This window comes from Amycolatopsis sp. NPDC004625 (assembly GCF_040609695.1).
Taxonomy (GTDB): Bacteria; Actinomycetota; Actinomycetes; order Mycobacteriales; family Pseudonocardiaceae; genus Amycolatopsis.
The window spans coordinates 34,534-57,023 of the sequence record NZ_JBEXKX010000024.1; the positions used below are offsets into that span (position 1 = coordinate 34,534).

General features: G+C 72.8%; 17 protein-coding genes. 4 read left to right on the forward strand and 13 right to left on the reverse strand.

Annotated features, from left to right (window positions below):
- The first annotated feature begins 13 nt into the window (after positions 1–13).
- Positions 14–694 (forward strand): response regulator transcription factor, encoded by a 681-nt coding sequence (locus ABZW17_RS25960; protein WP_167384631.1) that lies wholly within the window; start codon positions 14–16, stop codon positions 692–694.
- The gene (locus ABZW17_RS25965; protein ID WP_354819266.1) at positions 691–1,815 is read left to right on the forward strand and encodes a HAMP domain-containing sensor histidine kinase; all 1,125 of its coding nucleotides are present in this window, start codon (positions 691–693) and stop codon (positions 1,813–1,815) included. Before ABZW17_RS25960 ends, ABZW17_RS25965 begins: the two co-directional genes overlap by 4 nt.
- A 39-nt stretch (positions 1,816–1,854) precedes the next feature.
- Here ABZW17_RS25965 and ABZW17_RS25970 read toward each other — a convergent pair whose 3' ends face one another.
- Positions 1,855–2,931, reverse strand: a complete 1,077-nt coding sequence (locus ABZW17_RS25970) for an alpha/beta hydrolase (RefSeq protein ID WP_354819269.1) — start codon at positions 2,929–2,931, stop codon at positions 1,855–1,857.
- A complete protein-coding gene (locus tag ABZW17_RS25975) occupies positions 2,925–4,460 on the reverse strand; it encodes a histidinol-phosphatase (RefSeq protein WP_354819272.1) in 1,536 nt (511 codons plus the stop codon). The genes ABZW17_RS25970 and ABZW17_RS25975 overlap by 7 nt, the downstream gene beginning before the upstream one ends.
- A 57-nt stretch (positions 4,461–4,517) precedes the next feature.
- Here ABZW17_RS25975 and ABZW17_RS25980 point away from each other — a divergent pair, with 57 nt between their 5' ends.
- Positions 4,518–4,958, forward strand: a complete 441-nt coding sequence (locus tag ABZW17_RS25980; protein ID WP_354819275.1) for a hypothetical protein — start codon at positions 4,518–4,520, stop codon at positions 4,956–4,958.
- On the opposite strand, the gene ABZW17_RS25985 is transcribed toward ABZW17_RS25980, so the two are convergent.
- The 9 genes from ABZW17_RS25985 to ABZW17_RS26025 all read right to left on the reverse strand — a co-directional run bounded on the left by ABZW17_RS25985 (position 4,955) and on the right by ABZW17_RS26025 (position 18,723).
- Positions 4,955–7,066: a 3-hydroxyacyl-CoA dehydrogenase NAD-binding domain-containing protein gene (locus ABZW17_RS25985; protein WP_354819278.1), complete on the reverse strand. Its 2,112-nt coding sequence runs from the start codon at positions 7,064–7,066 to the stop codon at positions 4,955–4,957. The genes ABZW17_RS25980 and ABZW17_RS25985 overlap by 4 nt on opposite strands.
- Entirely contained in the window at positions 7,067–8,257 is a 1,191-nt protein-coding gene (locus tag ABZW17_RS25990; protein ID WP_354819576.1) for a thiolase family protein, read from the reverse strand. It abuts the gene before it with no gap.
- Between the two features lie 127 nt (positions 8,258–8,384).
- Positions 8,385–9,014 (reverse strand): DUF998 domain-containing protein, encoded by a 630-nt coding sequence (locus ABZW17_RS25995; protein WP_354819281.1) that lies wholly within the window; start codon positions 9,012–9,014, stop codon positions 8,385–8,387.
- Positions 9,015–9,377: 363 nt separating this feature from the next.
- On the reverse strand, positions 9,378–10,601 hold the full coding sequence (locus tag ABZW17_RS26000) for a hypothetical protein (protein WP_354819284.1): 1,224 nt from the start codon (positions 10,599–10,601) through the stop codon (positions 9,378–9,380).
- Between the two features lie 31 nt (positions 10,602–10,632).
- Positions 10,633–12,234 carry an allophanate hydrolase gene (locus ABZW17_RS26005; RefSeq protein WP_354819287.1) on the reverse strand — a complete coding sequence of 534 codons (1,602 nt, stop codon included), beginning with the start codon at positions 12,232–12,234 and terminating at the stop codon, positions 10,633–10,635.
- Entirely contained in the window at positions 12,231–15,779 is a 3,549-nt protein-coding gene (gene uca / locus ABZW17_RS26010; RefSeq protein ID WP_354819290.1) for an urea carboxylase, read from the reverse strand. Before uca ends, ABZW17_RS26005 begins: the two co-directional genes overlap by 4 nt.
- Positions 15,776–16,411 carry an urea amidolyase associated protein UAAP2 gene (locus ABZW17_RS26015; RefSeq protein ID WP_354819293.1) on the reverse strand — a complete coding sequence of 212 codons (636 nt, stop codon included), beginning with the start codon at positions 16,409–16,411 and terminating at the stop codon, positions 15,776–15,778. Before ABZW17_RS26015 ends, uca begins: the two co-directional genes overlap by 4 nt.
- Positions 16,408–17,241 carry an urea amidolyase associated protein UAAP1 gene (locus tag ABZW17_RS26020; RefSeq protein ID WP_354819295.1) on the reverse strand — a complete coding sequence of 278 codons (834 nt, stop codon included), beginning with the start codon at positions 17,239–17,241 and terminating at the stop codon, positions 16,408–16,410. Before ABZW17_RS26020 ends, ABZW17_RS26015 begins: the two co-directional genes overlap by 4 nt.
- 12 nt (positions 17,242–17,253) lie before the next feature.
- Positions 17,254–18,723 (reverse strand): amino acid permease, encoded by a 1,470-nt coding sequence (locus ABZW17_RS26025; protein WP_354819298.1) that lies wholly within the window; start codon positions 18,721–18,723, stop codon positions 17,254–17,256.
- Positions 18,724–18,898: 175 nt separating this feature from the next.
- Between ABZW17_RS26025 and ABZW17_RS26030 the strand changes: the two genes are divergently transcribed.
- A complete protein-coding gene (locus tag ABZW17_RS26030; RefSeq protein WP_354819301.1) occupies positions 18,899–19,564 on the forward strand; it encodes a helix-turn-helix domain-containing protein in 666 nt (221 codons plus the stop codon).
- Between the two features lie 135 nt (positions 19,565–19,699).
- Here ABZW17_RS26030 and ABZW17_RS26035 read toward each other — a convergent pair whose 3' ends face one another.
- Together ABZW17_RS26035 and ABZW17_RS26040 are read right to left on the reverse strand one after the other, a co-directional pair.
- Entirely contained in the window at positions 19,700–20,953 is a 1,254-nt protein-coding gene (locus ABZW17_RS26035) for a ribonuclease D (RefSeq protein WP_354819304.1), read from the reverse strand.
- 68 nt (positions 20,954–21,021) lie between these two features.
- On the reverse strand, positions 21,022–21,738 hold the full coding sequence (locus tag ABZW17_RS26040) for a response regulator transcription factor (protein WP_033261886.1): 717 nt from the start codon (positions 21,736–21,738) through the stop codon (positions 21,022–21,024).
- Positions 21,739–22,490 lie beyond the last annotated feature (752 nt).

Sequence of the window (22,490 nt, forward strand, 5' to 3'; positions counted from 1 at the left end):
GGATTGTGGGCTGGTGCGAGTTTTGGTAGTCGAGGACGAAGAACCCCTGGCCGACGCGATCGCCCGTGGGCTGCGCCGCGAGGGCATGGCCGTGGACGTGGCGCTCACCGGGGACGACGGGCACGAGAAGGCCGCCGTCACGCGGTACGACGTCGTGCTGCTGGACCGGGACCTGCCCGGGATGTCCGGGGACGAGCTGTGCCGCGAGATCGTCGCGTCCGGGGAACTGACCCGGGTGCTGATGCTCACCGCGAGCAGCTCGGTGTCCGACCGCGTCGAAGGGCTGTCGCTCGGCGCCGACGACTACCTCGCCAAGCCGTTCGCCTTCCCCGAGCTGGTCGCGCGGGTGCGGGCGCTGGGCCGCCGGGCCACGCCGGCCGCGCCGCCGCTGCTCACCGCCGGGGACGTCGAGCTGGACCCGGCGAAGCGGACGGTCCGGCGCGCGAGCGGGCCGGTCGAGCTGACGCGCAAGGAGTTCGGCGTCCTCGAGGTGCTGCTGCAGGCCGCCGGGTCGGTGGTCAGCAGTGAGGAACTGCTCGAGCGCGTCTGGGACGAGAACGCCGACCCGTTCACCACGACCGTCCGGGTCACCGTGATGACCTTGCGGAAGAAGCTCGGCGAGCCGGGGATCATCGAGACGGTCGTCGGGTCCGGGTACCGGGTGCCGGAGCCCGGCACACCGCAGCGCGCGTGAACCTGCCGGGCACCCGCACCCTCCGCGCCCGGATCACCCTGCTGGCGACCGTGCTGGTCGCCGCCGTCAGCCTGCTGCTGCTCTGGCTGGCCTGGACGCTGGTGCGGGACTCGCTCGACGCCGTGCCGCAGATGCCGCCGGGCAGCGTGGTGGTCGTCGACGGCGTCACGGTCGACGCCTCGACGCTGGCCGAGCACCTGCGCGTGCACGCCCGGAACCGGATGCTGCTGTTCGGGTCGATCGCGTTCCTGCTGGTGGTGGCGGCCGCGGCGATCCTCGCCTGGACGTTCACCTCGCGCGTGCTGCTGCCGCTGCGCGAGATCACCGGCACCGCGCGGCGGCTGTCGGTCGAGTCGCTGGGGGAGCGGATCGGCGAGATCCGCTCGCGCGACGAGCTGGCCGAGCTGGCGAGCACGTTCGACGACATGCTCGACCGGCTCCAGTCGGCGTTCGACGCGCAACGCCACTTCGTCGCCAACGCCAGCCACGAGCTGCGGACGCCGTTGTCGGTGATCCGCACCGAACTCGACGTCACCCTGGCCGACGACGACGCCGACGAAGCCGAGCTGCGCCGGATGGGCGGCGTCGTCCGGGACGCCACCGAGCGGGCCGGGCAGCTGGTCAACTCGCTGCTGCTGCTGGCCCGCACCGACGGCGCCGGCCTGGGTGTGCGCGAGCCGGTGGACCTGGCGGCGGTCGTCGACCGGGCGTGGCGCGCGGTCCAGCGTGAAGCCGCGCAACGCGGCGTCCGGGCGACGTTCTCGGTGGTGCCGGCGCCCGCGTTCGGCGATCCGGCGCTGCTGGAGCGGATCGCGGGCAACCTGCTGGAGAACGCGGTCCGCCACAACGTCGAGGGCGGCTGGCTGGAGGTCGTGACGCAGCCGGGGCCGCAGTGGTCGACGCTGCGGGTCCGGTCTTCGGGCGGCCTGGTCGACCCGGCGGGGGTGGCGGAGCTGTTCGAGCCGTTCCGCCGGGCCGGGGTGGCCCGCACGGCCCGCTCGGGCGCGGGCCTGGGCCTGTCGATCGTCCGGGCCGCGGTGGCGGCGCACGGCGGAACGGTCACGGCGGAGCCGATCGTGGGCGGCGGCCTCGGCGTGACGGTCCACCTCCCCGCCCGCTAGCAGCCTCGTGAGTGAGAAACAGTGTTCTAACACTGTTTCTCACTCACGAGGGCCGGGGGAGAGGGCGAGGCCGGCGCGGAGGACTCCGGCCGCGTGGAGCATGGCTGCGTGGGCGTCCGGGTCCACGCCGACGCGGTTCGCGAAGCCGTGGAGCTGGCCTTCGTGACGTCGGCGGACCACGGGGACGCCCGCTGAGGCGAGGCGAGCCGCGTACGCCTCGCCTTCGTCGCGGAGGAGGTCGAAGCCGCACGTGGCCACGTACGTCGGGGGGAGGCCGTCGAGACTCTCGTCGTAGAGGACCGAGGCTCGCGGGTCCGGGTAGGACGCCGGGTCGCGCAGGTACTGGTCCCGGTACCAGGCCCACTCGTCGCGGTCCAGGCGGAAGCCCGAGCCGAACCGGCGGTGGGATTCCGACGCGCCGAGGGCGTCCGTCGCCGGGGTGAGCAGGAGGCTGAACGCCGGCCGGGGCAGCTCGCCGCGGGCCGCCGCGTGGGCCACCACCGCCGCCAGGTTGCCGCCGCTGCTGTCGCCGCCCACCGCCAGCCGGGCCGGGTCGATGCCGAACTCCGCCGCGTGTCCGTGGACGAAGGCGAACGCCGCCACCGCGTCCGACGCCGCCGCCGGGAACGGGTGTTCCGGGGCCAGCCGGTAGCCGATCGACACGACCCGCACCCCGGCTTCCTCCGCGAGCAGGCGGCACGCGCCTTCGTGCGTGTCGAGGCTGCCGAGCACGAAGCCGCCGCCGTGGAAGTACACCAGCGCCGGGCCGGGCGCCGGGACGCCGGCCGGTTCGTACCGCCGCAGCGGCAGCGGCCCGCCGGGCCCGGGCCACGAGGAATCGCGGGTCCGGACGCCGGGGCAGATCCCGGCGCCGGCCAGCGCACCCGCCAGGTTCAGCTCGGTGCGGGCCCGCGCCAGGCTGCCGTTGCGGTGCGGCGCGTCGAACGGCGCGAAGCGCGACACCTGCATGAGCACCCGGGCCGAGAGCACCGGCTGCTGCCCGTCGACGACCACCGGGCGTCCCGAAAGCACCCGCAGCACCGGCGCGGGCAGGCGCAGCAACCACCGCAGCCCGATCATGATCGAGCGGACGAGCAGCACTCTCCGGTTCAGCACACGTCCACGAAAATCGGGTTCGCGTACAACCACAAGTCCTCGAACGGGTTCGCCTGCCCGATGACGTCCGGGGCCGGCTCGCCGTCGCCGTTCGTCCCGCGGATCCGCGCGTAGAACGGATCCCGCACGTTCCGGAAGGTGTGCCGGTACACGACCTGCCGTCCCGGTGCCCACCGCGGCTCGAACGATTCGACCACGCGCGTGCCCGGCGCGGCCATCGTGTCGCGGTCGGCGGCCGGGCCGGTGACCGGGCCCGCGACGACGTCCAGGCGGGTCAGCCGCGGCACCGAGCCGCCGCCGTTCGGCCGGGACGCCAGCCGCGCGGAGACCACGACCGTGACGTCCGACCCCCGCCGCACCCGCAGCCGGCCGCCCAGCGTCGCCGAGGAACCGCCGCCGTACGCGCCGACCTGCAGGTCCGGCACCAGGCCGCCGTGCGACAGCCAGATCCGCCCGGCCCGCAGGCCTTCCAGGACGCCTTCGAGGCTGCGCCGCGTGACGCCGACGTGCGTGCGGCTGAACTCGCCGGGGTAGAAGTCCGCGTACGGCGGGACGAACTGCCGGACGCCGCTGTCGACCGGGTCCGGGAACTTGCCGGTGCCGTCGTACCAGCCGTCCGGGACCGGCGGGCGGACGAGGGTGTCGCCGCGGTTGTAATGCGAGTCGGAGTTCGTGGTGATCCACCACGGCTTGCCCTCGGCGAGCAGCGAGTCCCACAGGCCGCCGACCTTCGCCGTCGCCCAGTCCCAGCCGCCGAACGTCCGGTACGCCTCGGCCGGGAACCCGGGCCACGAGTTCGGGCCGGGCGCGTTCGCGTAGCCGCCGCGCGCGCCGCCGTTGCCGAGCGGCTTCGGGAAGCCGTCGGCCTGCGCGCCGGGCGCGCCCTCCATGCCGATCACGATGTGCGGCGCGGCGTCGCGGTAGGCACGCAGCTCGTGCGGGGCGACGCGGCCGTTGCGCAGCGGGTGGTTGATCAGCACGACCGGCGCGTGGATCCGCCGCGCGCGTTCCTCGTCGGCGAGCCAGCGCAACGCCCGCAGCGCGAGGGCCTCGTTCGCCGGGCTCGACGCCTCGGAGTTCGTCAGCCGCCAGTCGAAGGTCCGCTCGAACTCGCGCAGCTTCGCCGCCTGCTGCGCACCGGCCTGGAAGAACACGGTTGCGTGCTCGGCGCCCGGGACGTTCCACTCCATGCCGTGCCACAGCAGCAGGTCCGGGTACTTCCGCCGGGCGGCGAGGAAGTCGGCCTCGGTGGGCTCGACGGACACCTTCTCGTGCTCGGCGTGGCCGTGGTCGGTGAAGACGATCCAGTCGGCGCCGTGCGCCCGCCCGCCGGCGGCGATCTGGTCGATCCGGTACATCGCGTCGTACGAGTACTGGCTGTGCGTGTGGTGGTCTCCCACCAGCCACTGGTAGCGGCCGCACACCCGGCCCAGGTCGAGGTCGGACGCGGCGGCGGCCGGGGCCGCGAGGGGCACGGCGGCGGCCGCGAGGCCGGCGCCCTTGAGGAAGCGGCGTCTGTCGGTGGTCACGGCGGGACGCTAAGCCGCCGGGGTGAACGGGCGGTGTCCCGGCGGCCAACGTGTGCTGTGATCTTCGGTGTGGAGGAGAAGCCGCTGGTCCGCGTGCTGGTGCCGGTGATCACGCTGGCCTTGGCCGCCGGGGTGGGGCTGGCGGTCGGCGTCGCGGCCCTGGTCCGGCCGCCGGACCTGCCGGTCGACACGAACCCGGCGCCGCTGGCCGGGCACGCGCTGTGCGCGGCGGTCGTCGTGGTCTTCGAATCCGACGCCGAAATGCAGGCCGCGGCGCACTCCCTGCACGACGACCCTAAGGCGCGGCGGGTGTTCGTGGACCCGCCGTCGGTCTCGCTGCTCGCCGTCCCGGGCACCGACCTGAAGGCGTGGGCGCAGGAGCTGCACGCCCGCTACCGCAAGGCCGAGCGGGTGACGGTCATCGACTCCGACGCGACGGCGGCGCAGCTGAAACTCACTGCGCCGCCGCCGAAGTGCCCTCGGGAGGGCGAGTACTAACGCGCCGGGACCGAAGCGACACCCGGGGCGAGGAACGGCTTGCCGTTCACGCGCTCGGACACGCCGGAGCGGTCCAGGTACGGGGTGATGCCGCCGTTCCAGAACGGCCAGCCGGCGCCGAGGATCAGGCACAGGTCGATGTCCTGCGCCTCGGCGACCACGCCCTCGTCGAGCATGATCCGGATCTCCTCGGCGATCGCCGACAGCGCCCGGTCGCGCACCTGCTCCGAAGTGGACGGCTGGTCGCCCTGCGTCCACAGTTCGACGACCTCGGGATCGGCGGACTGGTTGCCCTGCGCGTCCCAGATCCAGACGCCCTTCTTGCCCGCCTTGACGAACTTGGCGAGGTTCTCGGACACGGTGAACCGGTCCGGGAAGGACTCGTGCAGCGTCTCGCCGACGTGCAGCGCGATGGCCGGGCCGACGAGCTGCATCAGCGTCAGCGGCGTCATCGGCAGGCCCAGCGGCTCGAGCGCCGAGTCGGCGACGTCGAACGGCGTGCCCTCGTCGACGGTGACCAGCACCTCGCCGAGGAAGCGCAGCAGGAGCCGGTTGACGACGAACGCCGACGCGTCCTTCACCAGCACGCTGGACTTCTTCAGCTGCTTGCCGACCGAGAACGCCGTCGCCAGGGAAGCGTCGTCGGTCTGCTCGCCGCGGACGATCTCCAGCAGCGGCAGCACGGCGACCGGGTTGAAGAAGTGGAAGCCGACCACGCGCTCGGGGTGCTGCAGCTTCGACGCCATCGCGGTGATCGACAGCGACGAGGTGTTCGTCGCCAGGATCGCCTCGGGCTTGACGTGCTGCTCCAGCTCGGTGAACACCTGCTGCTTGACGCCCAGTTCCTCGAAGACGGCTTCGATGACGAAGTCGGCGTCGGCGAACGCGGCCTTGTCGAGCGAGCCGGTGACCAGCGCCTTGAGCCGGTTCGCGCCGTCCGGGGAGACGCGCTTCTTGCCCAGCAGCTTGTCGATCTCGGCGTGGACGTAGCCGACGCCCTTGTCGACGCGCTCCTGGTCGACGTCGGTCAGCACGACCGGCACCTTGAGGCGGCGCACGAACAGCAGCGCGAGCTGGCTGGCCATCAGGCCGGCGCCGACGATGCCGACCTTGTTCACCTTGCGGGCCAACGACTTGTCCGGCGCGCCGGCCGGGCGCTTGGCGCGCTTGTTGACCAGGTTGAACGAGTACAGCCCGGCGCGCAGGACGTCGGACATGAGCAGCTCGGCGAGGCCGTCGGTCTCGGCCGCGTACCCGCGGTCGAGGTCGTTTTCGCGGGCCAGCTCCAGCAGCTCGACGGCCTTGGTCGCGCCCGGCGAGGCGCCGTGCGTGCGGCCGTCCACAAGGGACTTGGCGCGGGCGATGGCCGCGTCCCACGCGGAGCCGCGGTCGATCTCGCGACGCTCCGGCGTGATCTCGCCGTTGACCACCTTCGCCAGCCACAGCAGCGACTGCTCGAGGTAGTCGGCCGACCCGAAGACCGCGTCGACGATGCCGAGTTCGGCCGTCTGCTTGACGTTCAGCATCTTGTTCTGCGCCAGGGCGTTCTCGATGATCACCGTGACGGCCGCGTCCGCGCCGATGAGGTTCGGCAGCAGCTGCGTGCCGCCCCAGCCCGGGAACAGGCCGAGGAAGACCTCGGGGAACGCGATGGCGGCGGTGTTCTCCGACAGCGTCCGGTAGTGGCAGGACAGCGCCAGCTCCAGGCCGCCGCCCATGACCGCGCCGTTGACGAACCCGAAGGTCGGGATCTTCGACTCGGTGAGCCGCCGGAAGACGTCGTGCCCGGTCTGGGCGATTTCGCGCGCCAGTGCCGGGTCGCTCACCGACTCGACGCCGGACAGGTCGGCGCCGACGGCGAAGATGAACGGCTTGCCGGTGACGGCGATCGCGGCCGGCTCGGCCTCGAATGCCTTGTCCAGCGCGGCGTTCAGCGACACCAGGCCCTGCGGGCCGAAGGTGTTCGGCCGGGTGTGGTCGTGGCCGTTGTCGAGCGTGATGAGCGCGACGGGCTTGGTCAGCCCAGGCACCTTCACCAGGCGCGTCACGGCGTTGGTGACCACCTCGTCCGGGAAGGCGGCCTTCGCTGCTTCAGCGGTGAAAGTCATTTACTTCGCCCCCTCGAAGGCCGGGTTCTCCCAGATCACGGTGCCGCCCATGCCGATGCCGATGCACATCGTGGTCATGCCGTACTGCACGTCGGGCCGCTCGGCGAACTGGCGGGCCAGCTGCGTCATGAGCCGGACGCCGGACGAGGCCAGCGGGTGGCCGCACGCGATGGCGCCGCCCCACTGGTTGACGCGCGGGTCTTCGTCGTCGATGCCGAAGTGGTCGAGGAAGGCCAGCACCTGCACGGCGAAGGCCTCGTTGATCTCGAACAGGCCGATGTCGTCGATGGACAGGCCGGTGCGCTTGAACAGCTTCTCGGTGGCCGGCACCGGGCCGATGCCCATGACCTCCGGCTCGACGCCGGCGAAGGAGTAGCCGACCAGCCGCATGGCGACCGGCAGGCCCAGCTCGCGGGCGGTTTCTTCGTCGGCGAGGATCGAGGCGGTGGCGCCGTCGTTGAGGCCGGCCGCGTTGCCCGCGGTGATCCGGCCGTGCGGGCGGAACGGCGTCTTCAGCCCGGCGAGGGTTTCGAGCGTGGTGCCCGGGCGGGGCGGCTCGTCCTCGGTGGCCAGGCCCCAGCCCAGCTCCTTGGAGCGGGTGGCGACGGGGACCAGTTCGGGGCCGATCTTGCCGGTCTTTACGGCCTCGGCGTAACGCTCCTGGCTGCGCGCGGCGTAGGCGTCGGTGCGCTGCTTGGTGATCGCCGGGAAGCGGTCGTGCAGGTTCTCGGCGGTCTGGCCCATGACGAGGGCGGTCGGGTCGACGAGCTTGTCGGCGATGATCCGCGGGTTCGGGTCGACACCTTCCCCCATCGGGTGGCGGCCCATGTGCTCGACGCCACCGGCGATGGCGATGTCGTAGGCACCGAAGCCGATGCCGGACGCGACGCTGGTGACGGCGGTCATCGCGCCGGCGCACATGCGGTCGATGGCGAAGCCGGGGACGGACTTCGGCAGGCCGGCGAGCAGCGCGGCGGTGCGGCCGATGGTCAGGCCCTGGTCGCCGATCTGCGTGGTGGCGGCGATGGCCACCTCGTCGACGCGCTCGGGCGGCAGTTCGGGGTGCCGCCGCAGCAGCTCACGGATGGCGTTGACGACGAGGTCGTCGGCGCGGGTCCCGGCGTAGATGCCCTTGTCGCCGGCCTTGCCGAAGGGGGTGCGTACCCCCTCGACGAAGGCGACGGTTCGCACGCCCCGCGCGTTCGGCGCGAGCGGCGTTGCTGGTGCGGCCACGAATGCTCCAGAGAGTAGAGGTCTTTGACCGCACGATAGCCCTTGTTACCCGCGGGTAACCAGTGGTGTGGCCCGGTCGAGTGGGCTACGGCACACTCCCGGGTTCCATCGTCCGTCCTTTCACGAGCCACGCGACCCCGAACGCCTCCACGGCGACGGCCTCCAGCCACAGCGCGGGGTGCAGCGACGGCGTCAGGCCGAGGTACTTGGCCAGGGCGATCAGCACCAGGCAGGCGAGGATCACGCCGCCGCAGGTGCGGTAGAGGGCGCCGAACTTCTCCGGCTGCTCGCCGTCGTGGGGGAACAGGCGCAGGCAGAAGTAGGCGAGCGAGAGGAAGAACACCGCCGCGAAGACGAGGTGCAGGACGCCGGAGGTGCGGTCCCAGGGCGTCACGTCGTGGTCGGGGGTGGTGGGGAACAGCGCGAGCCCGATCGCACCCAGCCCGGCGACGCTGCTGACGAGGTTGTCGATCCGGTCGTGGCCGTAGTAGGCGAGGAGGAACACCCCGGCCGCGCACATCGCGCCGACGAGGACGTCCCGCAGGTCGGTGTAGTAGTAGCTGCTGAGCGAGCCGGCGACGTCGCCGCCCTGCGCCAGCTGCTTGCCGAGGACGAGCACGAACGGCAGCGCGAGGCCGATGAGCCCGATGGCGCGCCGGAGGAACAGGTAGGAGTGGACGAGGGTGGTCTGCGGTGATCTGGTCGCCGTGGTCATGGCCGCCTCCGGGGGTTCACTGAAATGAATCGGCGGGGAGGTGCCCCGGGGTGAGGCTTGTTACCGCGGAGTTGCCCAAGTTCTCAGCTCATCGTTACGGAGTTCGGCGAAGGTGCCGTCCCGGTGGGCGGTGGGGTGGGACCCGATCCGGGCGCCCTCGGCGGCGACGTCGGCCGTCGAGCGGGCGGCTGTGCGCGGGGGCGTGCCGGGCGCCGGTGAGCCACGCACGCTTTCAGCACGAGGGAAGCGGCAAGGGCGCGAGGCACCGGTCGTTCACCGGCTCGACGGGACACGGAAGCGTGGCCCGGGGGCCGCCGAGGTCTCTGCGCGACGGCCGGGGCGCGACGGCCGCGCGGGAGGGCCTCATGCGTCGGGCGTCCTCGGCGAAGTCCAGATCCGGAGCTGACCATCGCGGAGTTCGGCGAAGGTGCCTTCGCGGTGGGCGATCGGCGCGAAGCCGTCGAGGAACCCGATCCGCGCGCCCTCGGCGGGATCCCAGATCTCCAGCCCGGCCTCGGCGGCGACGTACAGCAGGCCGCCGTGGGACCACATCCGTCCCTTCGGCCCGGCGAACACCGCCTTGCGGCGGCCGGTAGCAGCGTCGAGCAGGGTGACGCCGTCGAGCATCAGCTCGTCGTCTTCGCCGATGCGTTGCTGGGCCACCGTTCGCTCGTCGAGCCAGGCCACCGGGTCGTCCCAGGCGTATTCGCGCTGGGCGAGGGCGCGGCCGTGCTCCGGGGCGTGGACGTCGCCGTCCGGCCACGCCGCGCTGTCGATCACCAGCGGGACGCCGAACGGGCTCCAGACCCAGCCGTCGGTGAGCAGCGCTCGGCCGGACGGGCTCGGCAGCAGGGCGCCGAAGAAGTAGTTGAGGTAGTGCTTCTCGTCGTCCGTCGCGCGCTCGGTGAGCAGGCGCCCGGTGGCGGCGTCGAAGGCGTCGAGCCGGTTCCAGTCCGTGGCCGCGACGACCCGGGAACCGAGGAACGCGATCGGGAAGGGGGTCGTCTCGGTGTGGTGGTCCTGCCGGTCCAGCTCCAGGGTCACCGCACCCGAGGCCACCTCGAAGACCGCGCCGTACCGGCCGTAGTCGGTGACCGCGGCGGCGAACCGGCCGTCGGGCGAGGTGTGCAGGGCCGGGCCGCGCACGTGCCCCGCCCAGTTCTCCGGCGGCTCCTCCGGGAGGCGGACGGCGGCGACGTGCCGGGGCGCGGGGTCGAGCGCGACCAGGCCGTCGGCCGTCCAGGCGAGCCAGCCGCCCGGCAGGCCGGCGAGACACCGGTCGTTCAGCGGGGCGGGTGCCCCGCCGGACGTGGTCCACGAGCCGCCGGGGTCCCTATCGTGCCGGAGGATCTCCGGGCGGCCGCGCCAGCCGAGGCCGGCCTCCTCCTCTGCACGTCCGAAGCAGCCGACGCACGCGTCGAGCAGCTCGGGCGCCGCCGCGTCGGCGCATTCCCGGCACAGCAGGTCGAATTCGGTCCTGACGCCGGTGAGCACGCGGAAGCACTCGGGTCCGTTGTCGGTGGTGAGGTGGGCGCAGATCCGCGCCCCGGCGGCCGCCGCGAGGTGGCCGCACGGAAGAACGTTCACCACCTCAGTGTCACTCCGCCGCGCAACCGGTTTACCCGATGCCGAGGTGCGCCAGCCAGCCGCCCTTCGCCGAGATGTCTTCCGCTCCCTCCGTGGCCGCCGGCTCGCAGAGGAAGCCCGGCACCCGCGTGCCGTCGGCCAGTTCGAGTTTGCCGATCGCCAGGGGAGCCGGGATTCCGGCCACGAACTCGCCGAACCCCGCGGCCGGCAGCTCCCACACCTCCGCCGCGATCGGCACCCCGCCGGCGGCGACCCGGACCAGGCCCGGCTTCGGCGGCACCGTGTCCAAGGCGTACAGCCGGTACGAAGGCGCCGTCGAAACCGCGGACACGAACCGGCCGCCGCGGGACGTCAGCTCGTGGTTCAGCGGCTGGCCCCGCAGGTGCGCACCGACCACCACGATCGGGATGCGGGGTGCACGCAGGCCCGCCAGCGCCGCCAGCTTCAGGTCGTCGTGCGGGGCACCCAGGAACATCACGCCGAACGGACGCCCCGCCACCGACCCGGCCGGAACCGCCAGGGCCGGCAGCCCGAACAGGTTGGTGGAGTTGGTGAACCGGCCCAGGCGGGCGTTGACCGCCACCGGGTCCGCGGCCACTTCGGCGAGCGTCGGGTGCTCGGTCGTCGTCGGAAGCAGCAGCGCGTCGACGCCGGCCAGCGCGGCCAACGCCTCCGCGCGCAACCCCGCCAAGGTCGCCTGGTCGGCGAACAGGCGGTGCGCCCGGATGTCCCGCGCGGGCCCGATGATCGACCGCACCACCGGGTCGACGACGTCCGGGTGCGCGTCGACGAACTCGCCGACCGCCGTGTACCGCTCGGCGACGAACGCACCGCCGTACAACAGCTGCGCCGCCTCCAGGAACGCCGAGATGTCCACAGTGGTCACTTGGGCGCCCGCCGCGGCGTAGTCCGACACGGCGGCGTCGAACGCTTCCGCCCAGCCCGGCGCCAGGGGACCCAGCTGGGCCGGGGACGGCACACCGAGCCGGAACCGTCCCGTGTGGACCTGCGCGGGCTCGGCCAGGCAGGTCAGCGCGAACGCCGCCTCCTCGACCGTCCGCGCGAACAGCGACACGCAGTCGATGCTCGCGCAGGCGGGCACGACCCCTTCGGTGGGCAGCAGTCCCGGAGTCGGCTTCAGGCCGACGATCCCGTTGAACGCCGCGGGCACCCGGCCGGATCCCGCGGTGTCCGTTCCCAGGGCGAGGTCCACGATTCCCAACGCGACCGCCACCGCCGAACCCGAGCTCGACCCGCCGGAGACGTAGGCCGGATCGACCGCGTTGCGCACCGCGCCGTACGGGCTGCGCGTCCCGACCAGGCCGGTCGCGAACTGGTCCAGGTTCGTCGTGCCGAGCACGAGGGCGCCGGCCGCCCGCAGCCGCGCGACCACCGGCGCGTCGGCCTCCGGCTTGTACGCGTAGTCCGGGCAGCCCGCCGTCGTCGGCAGGCCGGCGACGTCGATGTTGCCCTTGACCGCCACGAGCTTGCCGTACAACGGCAGCCCGCGTGCCGCCGAGGCCGCGGCCTCGGCCAGGACGTCGGCTTCCGGCCGGAGGTCGATCCAGATCTCCGGCCGGTCCACCTGCGCGATCCGCCGGTACGCCGCCCGGACCCGGTCCACCGCGCTCATCCCAGCACCACCAACGGCGTGCCGGGCGCCACCTGGTCGCCGGGGGACACCAGCACTTCGACCACCTCACCGCCCGCCGGCGCGGGGATCCGCGCCTCGGTCTTCATCGCTTCCAGCGTCACCAGCGACTGCGCGGGCTCGACGCGCTCGCCCGCGGTGACGTCGACCCGCCACACCGTCGCCGCGAACGGCGCCTCCACGACGTGGCCGCCCGGCGGCGCCTCGACCCGGGCCGGCGGCCGGGTGACCGGTTCCGGTTTCGGGTCGAACTCGCCCGCCGCCGCCCACGCCTGCCGCTCCGCCTCGAACGCCGCCGCCTGCGTCGCCCGGAATTCGGCGATGCTGCCGGCGTTGTCGGCGAGGAACCGCTGGTAGTCGGCGAGCGCGAAGGAGCCCTCGGTCGTGTCGAGGGGCAGCTGCCCGGCGGAACTCTTCGCCCGCAGGTCCAGCAGCTCGTCCGCCGACACCGGGTACCACGAGATCCGGTCGAAGAACCGCAGGTTCCACGGCTGCGCCCCGCCGTGCCAGCTGTTCCACACCTGGACCGTGCGCCCGACGAACTGGTACCCGCCCGGGCCCTCCATGCCGTAGATGCACAGGTAGGCGCCGCCGATGCCGACGGAGTTCTCCGCCGTCCAGGTCCGCGCCGGGTTGTACTTCGTCGTCACCAGGCGGTGACGCGGGTCCAGCGGCGTCGCCACCGGCGCGCCGAGGTAGACGTCCCCGAGACCGAGCACGAGGTACTCCGCGTCGAACACGGTCCGGTACACGTCGTCCACAGTGGACAAACCGTTCACCCGCCGGATGAACTCGATGTTCCACGGGCACCACGGCGCGTCGTCGCGCACGCCCGTCATGTACCGCTCGATCGCCTCGCGCGTGGCCGGGTCGTCCCACGACAGCGGCAGCCGGACACTGCGGCTCGGCACGACGAGCGCGTGCGTCGGCGGCAGGTCCCGCTCCAGCTCGCGCACCAGCCCGAGCGCCTTGCCGACCGGCAGCGCGTCCGGGTCGACGTGCACCTGCAGCGACCGGATGCCCGGGGTGAGGTCGACGATCCCGGGCACCCCTTCGGCGGCGAGCCGTTCGCCGAGCGCGTGCACCCGCATCCGCAGCGCCAGGTCGAGCTTCATCTCACCGTACTCGACGAGCAGGTTGTCGTCGCCGCTGCGGCGGTAGGTGACCGACGGCTCGCCCGAAGGTTCCGCACAGTCCGAAGCGGACAGTCGCGCGAGGACACCGCCGTCGTCGCGGGCGGCCCGGCTCGGCTCGACCGCCGTCGCGGGCCGCGTCCGCAGCGCCGCCGCGTGGTCGGCGCCGATCGGCACGAACCGCACGGTGTCGCCCGGGCGCAGCTGCCCGAGCTTCCACCGCTCGCCGGTGGCGACCGTCGCCGGGCAGACGAACCCGCCCAGGCTGGGCCCGTCCGGGCCGAGCAGGATCGGCAGGTCGCCGGTGTAGTCGACGGCGCCGATCGCGTACGGCGTGTCGTGGATGTTCGACGGGTGCAGGCCCGCCTCGCCGCCGTCGGCCCGCGCCCACCGCGGCCGCGGGCCGACCAGCCGGACGCCGGTGCGCGCCGAGTTGAAGTGCACCTGCCAGTCGGTGGCGTAGAACGTGTCGACGTCTTCGGGGGTGAAGAACTCCGGTGCCGCGTGCGGTCCTTCGAGGGCACCGATCGTCCAATGGGGAGCGAAGGCCGGCCGTTCGGTCTCCGCGACCGGCCCGACGACCGGGTCCGCGGGAGCCGGGCCGGGCCGCAGGACGTCCCCCGCGGCGAGCGCGCGGCCGCCGTGGCCGCCGAACTTCCCGAGGGTGAACGTCGCCGCGCTGCCGAGGAACTCCGGCACGTCGATGCCGCCGCGCACCAGCACGTAGCTGCGCAGCCCGGCCGTGCACGCCCGGACGTCGAGCGTCGCCCCCGCGGGGACCTCGACCGGAGTCCACAACGGAACCTCGGCGCCGTCCACGAGGACGGTCGTCGGCGCGCCGGTGACGCACACCTCGGCCGGGTGCGAGAACCGCAGCGCCACGCCGTCCACAGTGCACTCCAGGCCGGGTGCGCCCTCGGGGTTGCCGAGCGCGAGGTTGCCCAGGCGCAGCGAAAGGTCGTCCATCGGGCCGCTCGGCGGCACCCCGACGTGCCAGAACCCGGTGCGGCCCGGCCAGTCCTGCACGGTCGTCATGGTCCCGCCGCGGACCACGTCGATCCGCGCTTCCGCGTCTCCGACCTCGTCCAAAGTGGACGTGTCGTGGGTTGCGGTGCCGAAGGCGGTGTCGACGGCCGCGGCCCGCAGCTGCCCGAGGTTGGTCTGCACGCCGTCGAACCGGGTCGCGGCGAGCGCTTCCCGCAGGTTCGCCACTGCGTCGGCGCGATCGGTTCCGGTGCAGATCACCTTGGCCAGCAACGGGTCGTAGTGCGTGGTGACGGTCGTGCCCGGCTCGACCCAGGTGTCGACCCGGGTGTCCGGCGGCAGCGTGACCCGCGTGACGAGCCCCGCGCTCGGCCGGTGCCCGGCGCCCGGGTCCTCGGCGTACACCCGCGCCTCGACGGCGTGCCCGCGCGCGACCGGGACCGCGCGGAACATCCCGCGGTCACCCTGGGCCAGCCGGAGCATCCAGGCCACCAGATCGACGCCGTACACCGCCTCGGTGACCGGGTGTTCGACCTGCAGCCGCGTGTTGACCTCGAGGAACGCCGCCTCGCCGCGCTCGGCGTCGTAGACGTATTCGACGGTGCCGGCGGACCGGTACCGCACGGACGAGCACAGCGCGACGGCGGACTCGACCAGGTGTTTCCGGACGGCTTCGGGGAGATCCGGCGCGGGGCACTCCTCGACGACCTTCTGGTTGCGCCGCTGCAGCGAGCAGTCGCGGGTGCCCAGGGCCAGGACCTCGCCGAAGCCGTCGCCGAACACCTGGACCTCGACGTGCCGCGCGCGGGTCACCAGGCGTTCGAGGAAGACCCCGGAGCTGGCGAAGCTCTTGGCCGCGACGCTGCGCACGGTGTCCCAGGCGGCGCGCAGCTCGTCCGGGGACGCGCAGGCGCGCATCCCGATGCCGCCCCCGCCGCCGGTCGCCTTGAGCATCACCGGGTAGCCGATGTCCTCCGCCCGCGTGAGCGCATCGTCCACATCGGACAGCAGGCCGGTGCCGGCCAGCAGGGGCACGTCCGCCGCGATCGCCGCTTCGCGCGCGGTGTGCTTGCTGCCGAACACTTCCAGGTGCTCCGGGGACGGCCCGGCGAAGGCGATCCCGGCGTCTTCGCACGCCCGAGCGAACGCCGCGTCCTCCGACAGGAAGCCGTAGCCGGGGTGGACGGCGTCGCAGCTGGTTTCCGTTGCCGCGGCGATGATCGCGTCGGCCCGCAGGTAGCTCTCCGCCGCGGGTGCCGGCCCGAGCCGGACGGCCCGGTCGGCCAGCCGCACGTGCGGGGCGAGGCGGTCGGCGTCGGAGTACACCGCGACGGTTTCGAGACCCAGTTCCTTCGCGCTGCGCAGGATCCGGACCGCGATCTCGCCGCGGTTGGCGACGAGCAGCCTCACTCGCCGCCTCCGGGGGAGATGACGACCAGCCGCACCGGCGTCGGGTCGAACCCGTTGCAGGGGTTGTTGATCTGCGGGCAGTTCGAGACGAGCACCAGCACGTCGGTCTCCGCGCGCAGCCGGACTTCCAGGCCCGGCGCGGAAATGCCGTCGACGATGCCGAGGGTGCCGTCTTCTTCGACCGGCACGTTCATGTACCAGTTGACGTTGCTGACCAGGTCACGCTTGCCCAGGCCCCACTTGGCGCCTTCGGCGAGGAAGTTCTCGACGCAGGCGTGCTGGTGGCGGGTGTGCTGGCCGTAGCGGAGGCTGTTGGACTCCTTGCTGCACGCGCCGCCGAGCGTGTCGTGCCGCCCGCAGGTGTCGGCCACGACGGTCAGCAGCGGCGCACCCTCCTGGGTGCGCAGGACGCTGCCGGTGGTCAGGAAGATGTTGCCCTGCGCGGCGATCGTCGCGGGCGCGCTGTAGCGCTTGGCGGTGTCGTTCGCGTCGTAGCAGAGGAAGTCGACGGCCTGGTTGCCGCCCAGGTCGATGATCGCCAGCTCCTGCCCTTCCCGCAGCACCGTGGAGAACGGCGCCCGCGCGGGGACGTCGACGCTGACCTCCAGCTGGGACTCGTACGCCGTGCTCATGCGATCCCCCGGGCGGTGAGGTGGTCGGCGGTGTTTTCGAAGGCACGCTGCGCTTCCGGCGTGTGCGTCCACTCCGGACTGTCCGGGGTGGTCGGCCGGTCGCGCCAGGCGAGGACTTCGAGCTTGGTCACGGTGTAGTCCGGCCGGGGATCGACCGGGTGGGCGACGTTGGCGAGCAGCACGACCGACGGGATCTCGATCCGGAGGTCGACGGACCGGCCGGCGCCCGCGGAGCCGGTGAACTCCAGCCCGCCTTCGGGCTGGACCCGCACGCCCTGGAAGAAGGACAGGCTTGGCGGCAGGTCCCTCGGCCCGAGGCCGTTCTTGGCCGCGGCCAGGGTGAACAGGGCCAGCCCGGCGGGGGAGGGGCCGTGCGGCGAACCGTCGCCGTAGCGTTCCGCGTTTCCGTCCACAGTGGACGTCCCGCATAGTGCGTCGTGCCGTCCGCTGGAGTCGGCGACGATCGTGGCCAGCACCCGCCCCTGGTCCGACAGCAGCGCCACCGACTCGCCGAGGTAGGCGTTCCACTGCACCTTCACCGTGTCCGCGACGTTCAGCCGCTCCCACGGCTGGTCGGCGTTGAACAGCAGCAGGTGGGCGCAGGCGTCACCGTCGGCGTCCGTCAGGCGCAGCCGCGTGCCCCGGGCCAGCACCTTGTGCGTGTACCCGCCACCGGCCACGATCTCGGCCCAGGTCAGCGCCTCGGGATCGACCTCCGGTGGCGGGGCCGGCCAGGTGCTCGCCGGGATCGACGGCATCGTGTCGACCACGGTGCCGGCCTGCGCGCGGGCGTGGTCGCGCGCTCCGTAGGTCGTCGCGGTGGTGCTCATGGTCGTCCTCTCTCAGGTCGCGGGTTCGAGGGCGGGAGCGGGGCGCAGCCGCAGCCAGCAGAGCCAGCCGATCAGCAGTGCGCCGCCGACGAACTCTATCGGGAACAAGAGCATCCAGGGGGCGCCCGAACCGGCGAGATCGTAGATCTCCGCACGCGGCCAGGCGATGTTCACGATCATGGCGATTCCGTAGAGAACGGCTGCGCCGTTCAGGGGAACGCCCCACCGGCCCAGGGAGAACCGGCCGGGCTCGGCCGGGAACCGGCCGCGCAGCCGGTGCACCAGCAGCGGCCCGGTGACGAGCAGGTAGGCCAGGTAGACGACGACCACCGACGTCCCGGTGATCGTGCTGAACAGCGTCGGGTTGCCGACGTTGAGCAGCAGCAGCCCGATGGCCAGCGCGCCCGACAGCAGCGCGGGCGCGACCGGCGTCCCGGTCCGCGCGCTGACCCCGGCCAGCCGGGCGGACGCGGGCAGCGCGGCGTCGCGGGCCATCGCGTAGACCAGCCGGACCGTGCCGGTCTGGATCGTGAGGGTGCAGACGACGACGGCGATCGCGACGTCGGCGAGGAAGACCCGGCCGAGGGTGTCGCCGAAGACGGCGGTGATCACGTACGGCAGCCCCTTGCCGGCGAGCTGCCCGTCGGTGAGGCTGGGCGCGGCCATCAGCGCGGTGACGACCACGGCCAGGCCGCCGATCCCGGACACGAGCACGGCCCGCAGCACCGCCCGCGGGGCCGTCCTTCGCGCGTCCTTCGTCTCCTCCGCGACCGAAGCCGCGGTGTCGAAGCCGTAGAGGACGTACGCCGCCATGAGCGTCGAAGCGAGCACGCCGCCGATTCCGGCGCTGGTACCGGGTGCGTCGTGCAGCACCACCTGCGGACCGCGGACGGCGAACAGGATCAGCCCGGTCACGAGGACGACGACGCCGAGCAGTTCGGCCGCGACGCCGACGTCGTTGATCCGCGCCATCAGCCGGACCCCGCCGGTGTTGACCGCGGTGGTGAAGACGAGCAGGAGCGTGCCGAGCAGCACGGCGTTGGCCGCGCCGGAGGGCGACGTCACCGACGGGTCGCCGCCGACGAACTGGAAGCCGTCCCACACCGACGGCAGCACGACCTGCAGGGCGATCGCGGCGGCGGCGAGGGCGACGATGCAGCCGAGCAGCATCATCCAGCCGGCGAGCCAGCCGAGGAAGCCCCGGCCGAGCTGTTTCGCCCACTGGTACACGGATCCGGCCAGCGGGTAGCGCGCCGCGAGTTCGGCGAAGTTGAGGGCCACGAGCAGCTGGCCGGCCAGGACGACCGGCCACGTCCAGAAGAACAGCGGGCCGCCGAAGGTGTAGCCGAAACCGAAGAGCTGGAAGACGGTGGTGAGGATGGAGACGAAGGAGAATCCGGCGGCGAAGGCGGAGAACCCGCCCAGCGACCGGCGAAGCTCCTGGCGGTAACCGAAGGCGGCGAGATCGTCGGGTGGCGTCATGCGGGCTCCTTGTTTCGATCGCACGACAGAAATTAGGTTTTCCCCGCGACACGATGATCTCCGCCGGGTTAGGGATCCGTTAACGGCAGGACCGACACGGCGTCAATGACGACATCCGGGCGTAACCGTGCCTCCGTGCGCGTGTCGCGCGCGAAGACCTGGCAAGATCACGTCCGTGGTCAAAGGGTCGGGAGTCGGCAGGCCGAGGGCGAGCGGAGCGGCGGCGAACCGCCCGGACGCGCGCCAGGCGGTGCTCGACGCGGCGGGCGAGCTGTTCACCGGAGCCGGGTACGCGGCCACGACGACCCGGGCGATCGCCGAACGCGCGGGACTGCGCCAGGCGTCGCTGTACTACCACTTCCCGGCGAAGGAAGACATCTTGGCGGCGCTGCTGGCCGAGACCGTCCGCCCGTCGCTGGCGCTGGCCGCCCGGCTGGCCGCGGGCGCGGCCCCGGCGGCGGTCCGCCTGTGGGCGCTGGCGTACGCGGACATCGGCCTGCTCGGCGGCGCCCGCCACAACCTCGGCGCGCTGTACCTGCTGCCGGAGGTGGGATCGCCCAACCTGGCGCGGTTCCGCACCGAGCGAGCGGAACTGAAGGCGGCGTACGGCCGCCTGGTGGCGGCTTCGGGCGTGGCGCCGTCCGCCGTGGGGATCCGGACGGACCTGGTGTTCGGGTTGGTGGAGAGCATCGCGGTGATCCGCCGGGACGACCCGGCGCTGGACGTCGAGGCCCACGTCCGGGAGGCCGCCGACGGCGTGGTCCGGTTGGTGGGGGCGGGGGAGCCGACGGACGGGCTGCGCGCCGAGGCGCACGCTTTGCTGGCGGCGCTGGGGGATTAGCCGCGGCCGCTCAGCCGGGTGCGGATGATCGGGAACAGCTCCCGCATCCCGAACTGCATCGACCGCGCGCCGGGGGCGCTGATCGCCGGGTCTGCGTCGGTTTCCCGAGCCACCCGGCGAAGGGTCCCTTCTCCGTCAGGAAGCGGTGGCCTGCAGGGCTTTGCTCAGCACGCTCGCCGTCAGCTCGACCTGCCACGGCCGGGCGCCGCCCGCGCGCAGCACCGCCGCCACCGCGTCTTCGTCCGTCTCCGCCGGTGGACGCCAGCACGTGCGCCGCACCAGGTCCGGCAGGAGCAGGTTCTCCACGGGCAGCCGGCGGTCCTCCGCGATCGCCGCCAACGCCGCGCGGGCCGCCGACAGGCGGGCCGCCGCGTCCGGGTCCTTGTCCGCCCAGCGGTTCACCGGGGGCGGGCCGTCCGTCGGCTGCGACGGCGACGGCAGCTCCGAAGCCGGCAGCGCGCGGGCCGCCTGCAGGTGCCGCAGCCAGCTCGCCGTGTACTTGCGCTGGACGCGGCCGCTGAACACCGGCAGCGCCTGCAGCTCTTCGACCGTCTTCGGGTCGGCCGTGACGGCGTTGACGATCGCGCTGTCCGGCAGGATCCGGCTCGGCGCGCGGTCGCGTTTGCGGGCGAGCTCGTCCCGCGCCTGCCACAGCTCGCGGACCGCCGCGAGGCCGCGCGGGCTGCGGATCTTGTGCACGCCGGACGTCCGGCGCCACGGCTCGGCTCGCGGGGGCGGCGGCGGGGCCGTCCGCACGTTTTCGAACTCCTGCCGCGCCCACTCCAGCTTGCCCTGGGCGCCCAGCTCCGCTTCCAGCTTTTCGCGCAGCTGGACGAGCAGCTCGACGTCGAGGGCGGCGTAGTTCAGCCAGTCGACCGGCAGCGGCCGCTTCGACCAGTCGGCCGCGCTGTGGCCCTTTTCGAGGGTGTAGCCGAGCAGCAGCTCGACGAGCGTCCCGAGCGCCACGCGTTCGTAGCCCGCCAGCCGGCCGGCCAGCTCGGTGTCGAACAGCGCCGCCGGGTGCAGGCCCAGCTCGGCGAGGCAGGGGAGGTCCTGGGAGGCGGCGTGCAGCACCCACTCCAGGTCGTTGAGGACGTCGCGCAGCGGGGCGAGGTCGTCGGCCAGCGCGATCGGGTCGATCAGCACCGTGCCGGAACCCTCGCGGCGCAGCTGCACGAGGTAGGCCTTGGGCCAGTACCGGTAGCCGGACGCGCGTTCGGTGTCGACGGCGACCGCGCCGGTGCCCGCGGCGAGTCTCGCGCACGCTTCGGCGAGCTCGCCGGGATCAGTGATCACCGGGGGCGTGCCCTCGGCGGGTTCGCGTAGCAGCACAGGGCCGCCCGTGGACTCGATCTCCATCCCGGTGTCCTCGGCCTCTGCACTTCCCATGAATGACGACCCTACGGGACGGGCATACCGCGCCTGGTCTGCCCGCCCCGCAGGGCTGTTTGCTTGCGTCAGCGGATCACGCCGGCCCGCATGGCCAGCGCCACCATCTGGGCCCGGTCGCCCGTGCCGAGCTTGCGCCCGATCCGGGACAGGTGGGACTTGACGGTGAGGGCGGAGAGCGAAAGCTCCTCGCCGATCTCCTTGTTGGACTGCCCGTCGGCGACCAGCTGGAGCACCTCCACCTCGCGAGCGGACAGCTCGCGCGGGGTGTTGTCGGTGCCCGCGACGCGGGTCCCGGTGGCGAGCACCGGAGCCACGCTCGGGTCGGCGTAGACGCCGCCCTCGAGCACACGCCGCACGCCATCGGTCACGACGACCGGTGACGCGGACTTCAGCAGGTACGCCTGGGCCCCGGCCTGGAAGGCCGAGCGGACCGCGTACGGGTCGTCCGAGGATGCGAGTACGACCACGCGCGGCCAGCCGTGGCTACGGAGTTCCGTAACCAGCTCGATGCCGCTGCCGTCCGGCAGTCCGAGATCGAGGATCGCCAGGTCACAAGGCCCGGTGGCCTGTGCTCGCGCCCTCGCCTCGGCCACCGTGGCGGCTTCGTGGACGGTCCCCGCACCCATCTGTGCGAGTCTTGCTGCGATTGCCTCCCTCAACAGCGGGTGGTCGTCGACCACCAGTACCGAAAAGAGCTCTTCCCGCGGGTGCGGAACCATGCTCGCCGGCAACGCGCCGGCTGGCGTGGATCGGACGGCCTGAGAAATGCCGACGGTAGCCACGTCACTACCTCCCTGGAGTCGGTCGTGCCCCCCGACCGGCACCGGGACCTTCGGCCGTTCAGCCGCGCCAGCTTTAGACCGAAAGTGGTGTCGTCGAAGGCACTGTAGCCGTCCTGAGCCCTTCGCGGGGGGATCGAATGGGTATCTATCTCAAACGAACAGTCACTCAGTGGGTTCGAAGTAACACGATCGGGCTAGTACACGGCCGGTTGCTAACGGATAGCCCAGCGAACACGATGCTATGGAGTTACCGGCGGCCAAATGGCCGTGCAGATGAGGCGTGCAGCTTCCGGTGCGCCTAGTGACGGGGGTCCGGATGGGCTCCCCCAGGCCGCGGAATGCGGCTCCGGCCGGGGCTTGATCGAAGGTCTCGATCGCCGCCGGGAGCCTCTGCCGAAGCCGGCGACGGTGACTGTCCGTGTCCGTCACGGGGTGACGAGGGGTCTCCGGACGGCGAATTGATCTTGTTGCGGTGCGTGACCGTCCGGTGTCACGAACGAGGAGACGTGAAACGGCCTCAGACGGCGCGAGCGGGTCGCCGGGTACTCCGCGGCCGCCCGGGTGTGTTTCGGGGTGGCAGAGGGCCGGTGAACGTCGTTCAGCGGACGTGAAATTTGCTCACATCCGTACAAGGGGACGGGCCGGGGCCGGGTCGCCGGGGCCCGCCGTTGCCGATTCGTTGCAGAAGATCGCCCGGACAGCCGCCCCGGTCGTGAGTGGTAAGGCGGGTTCTAACTCGCCTTACCACTCAC

Excerpts from the sequence above, each read along its gene's own strand:
- ABZW17_RS25985 (WP_354819278.1), bottom strand. The coding sequence starts at position 7,066 with ATGACTTTCACCGCTGAAGCAGCGAAGGCCGCCTTCCCGGACGAGGTG.
- ABZW17_RS25995 (WP_354819281.1), bottom strand. The coding sequence starts at position 9,014 with ATGACCACGGCGACCAGATCACCGCAGACCACCCTCGTCCACTCCTAC.
- ABZW17_RS26005 (WP_354819287.1), bottom strand. The coding sequence starts at position 12,234 with ATGAGCGCGGTGGACCGGGTCCGGGCGGCGTACCGGCGGATCGCGCAG.
- ABZW17_RS26015 (WP_354819293.1), bottom strand. The coding sequence starts at position 16,411 with ATGAGCACGGCGTACGAGTCCCAGCTGGAGGTCAGCGTCGACGTCCCC.
- ABZW17_RS26020 (WP_354819295.1), bottom strand. The coding sequence starts at position 17,241 with ATGAGCACCACCGCGACGACCTACGGAGCGCGCGACCACGCCCGCGCG.
- ABZW17_RS26025 (WP_354819298.1), bottom strand. The coding sequence starts at position 18,723 with ATGACGCCACCCGACGATCTCGCCGCCTTCGGTTACCGCCAGGAGCTT.
- ABZW17_RS26035 (WP_354819304.1), bottom strand. The coding sequence starts at position 20,953 with ATGGGAAGTGCAGAGGCCGAGGACACCGGGATGGAGATCGAGTCCACG.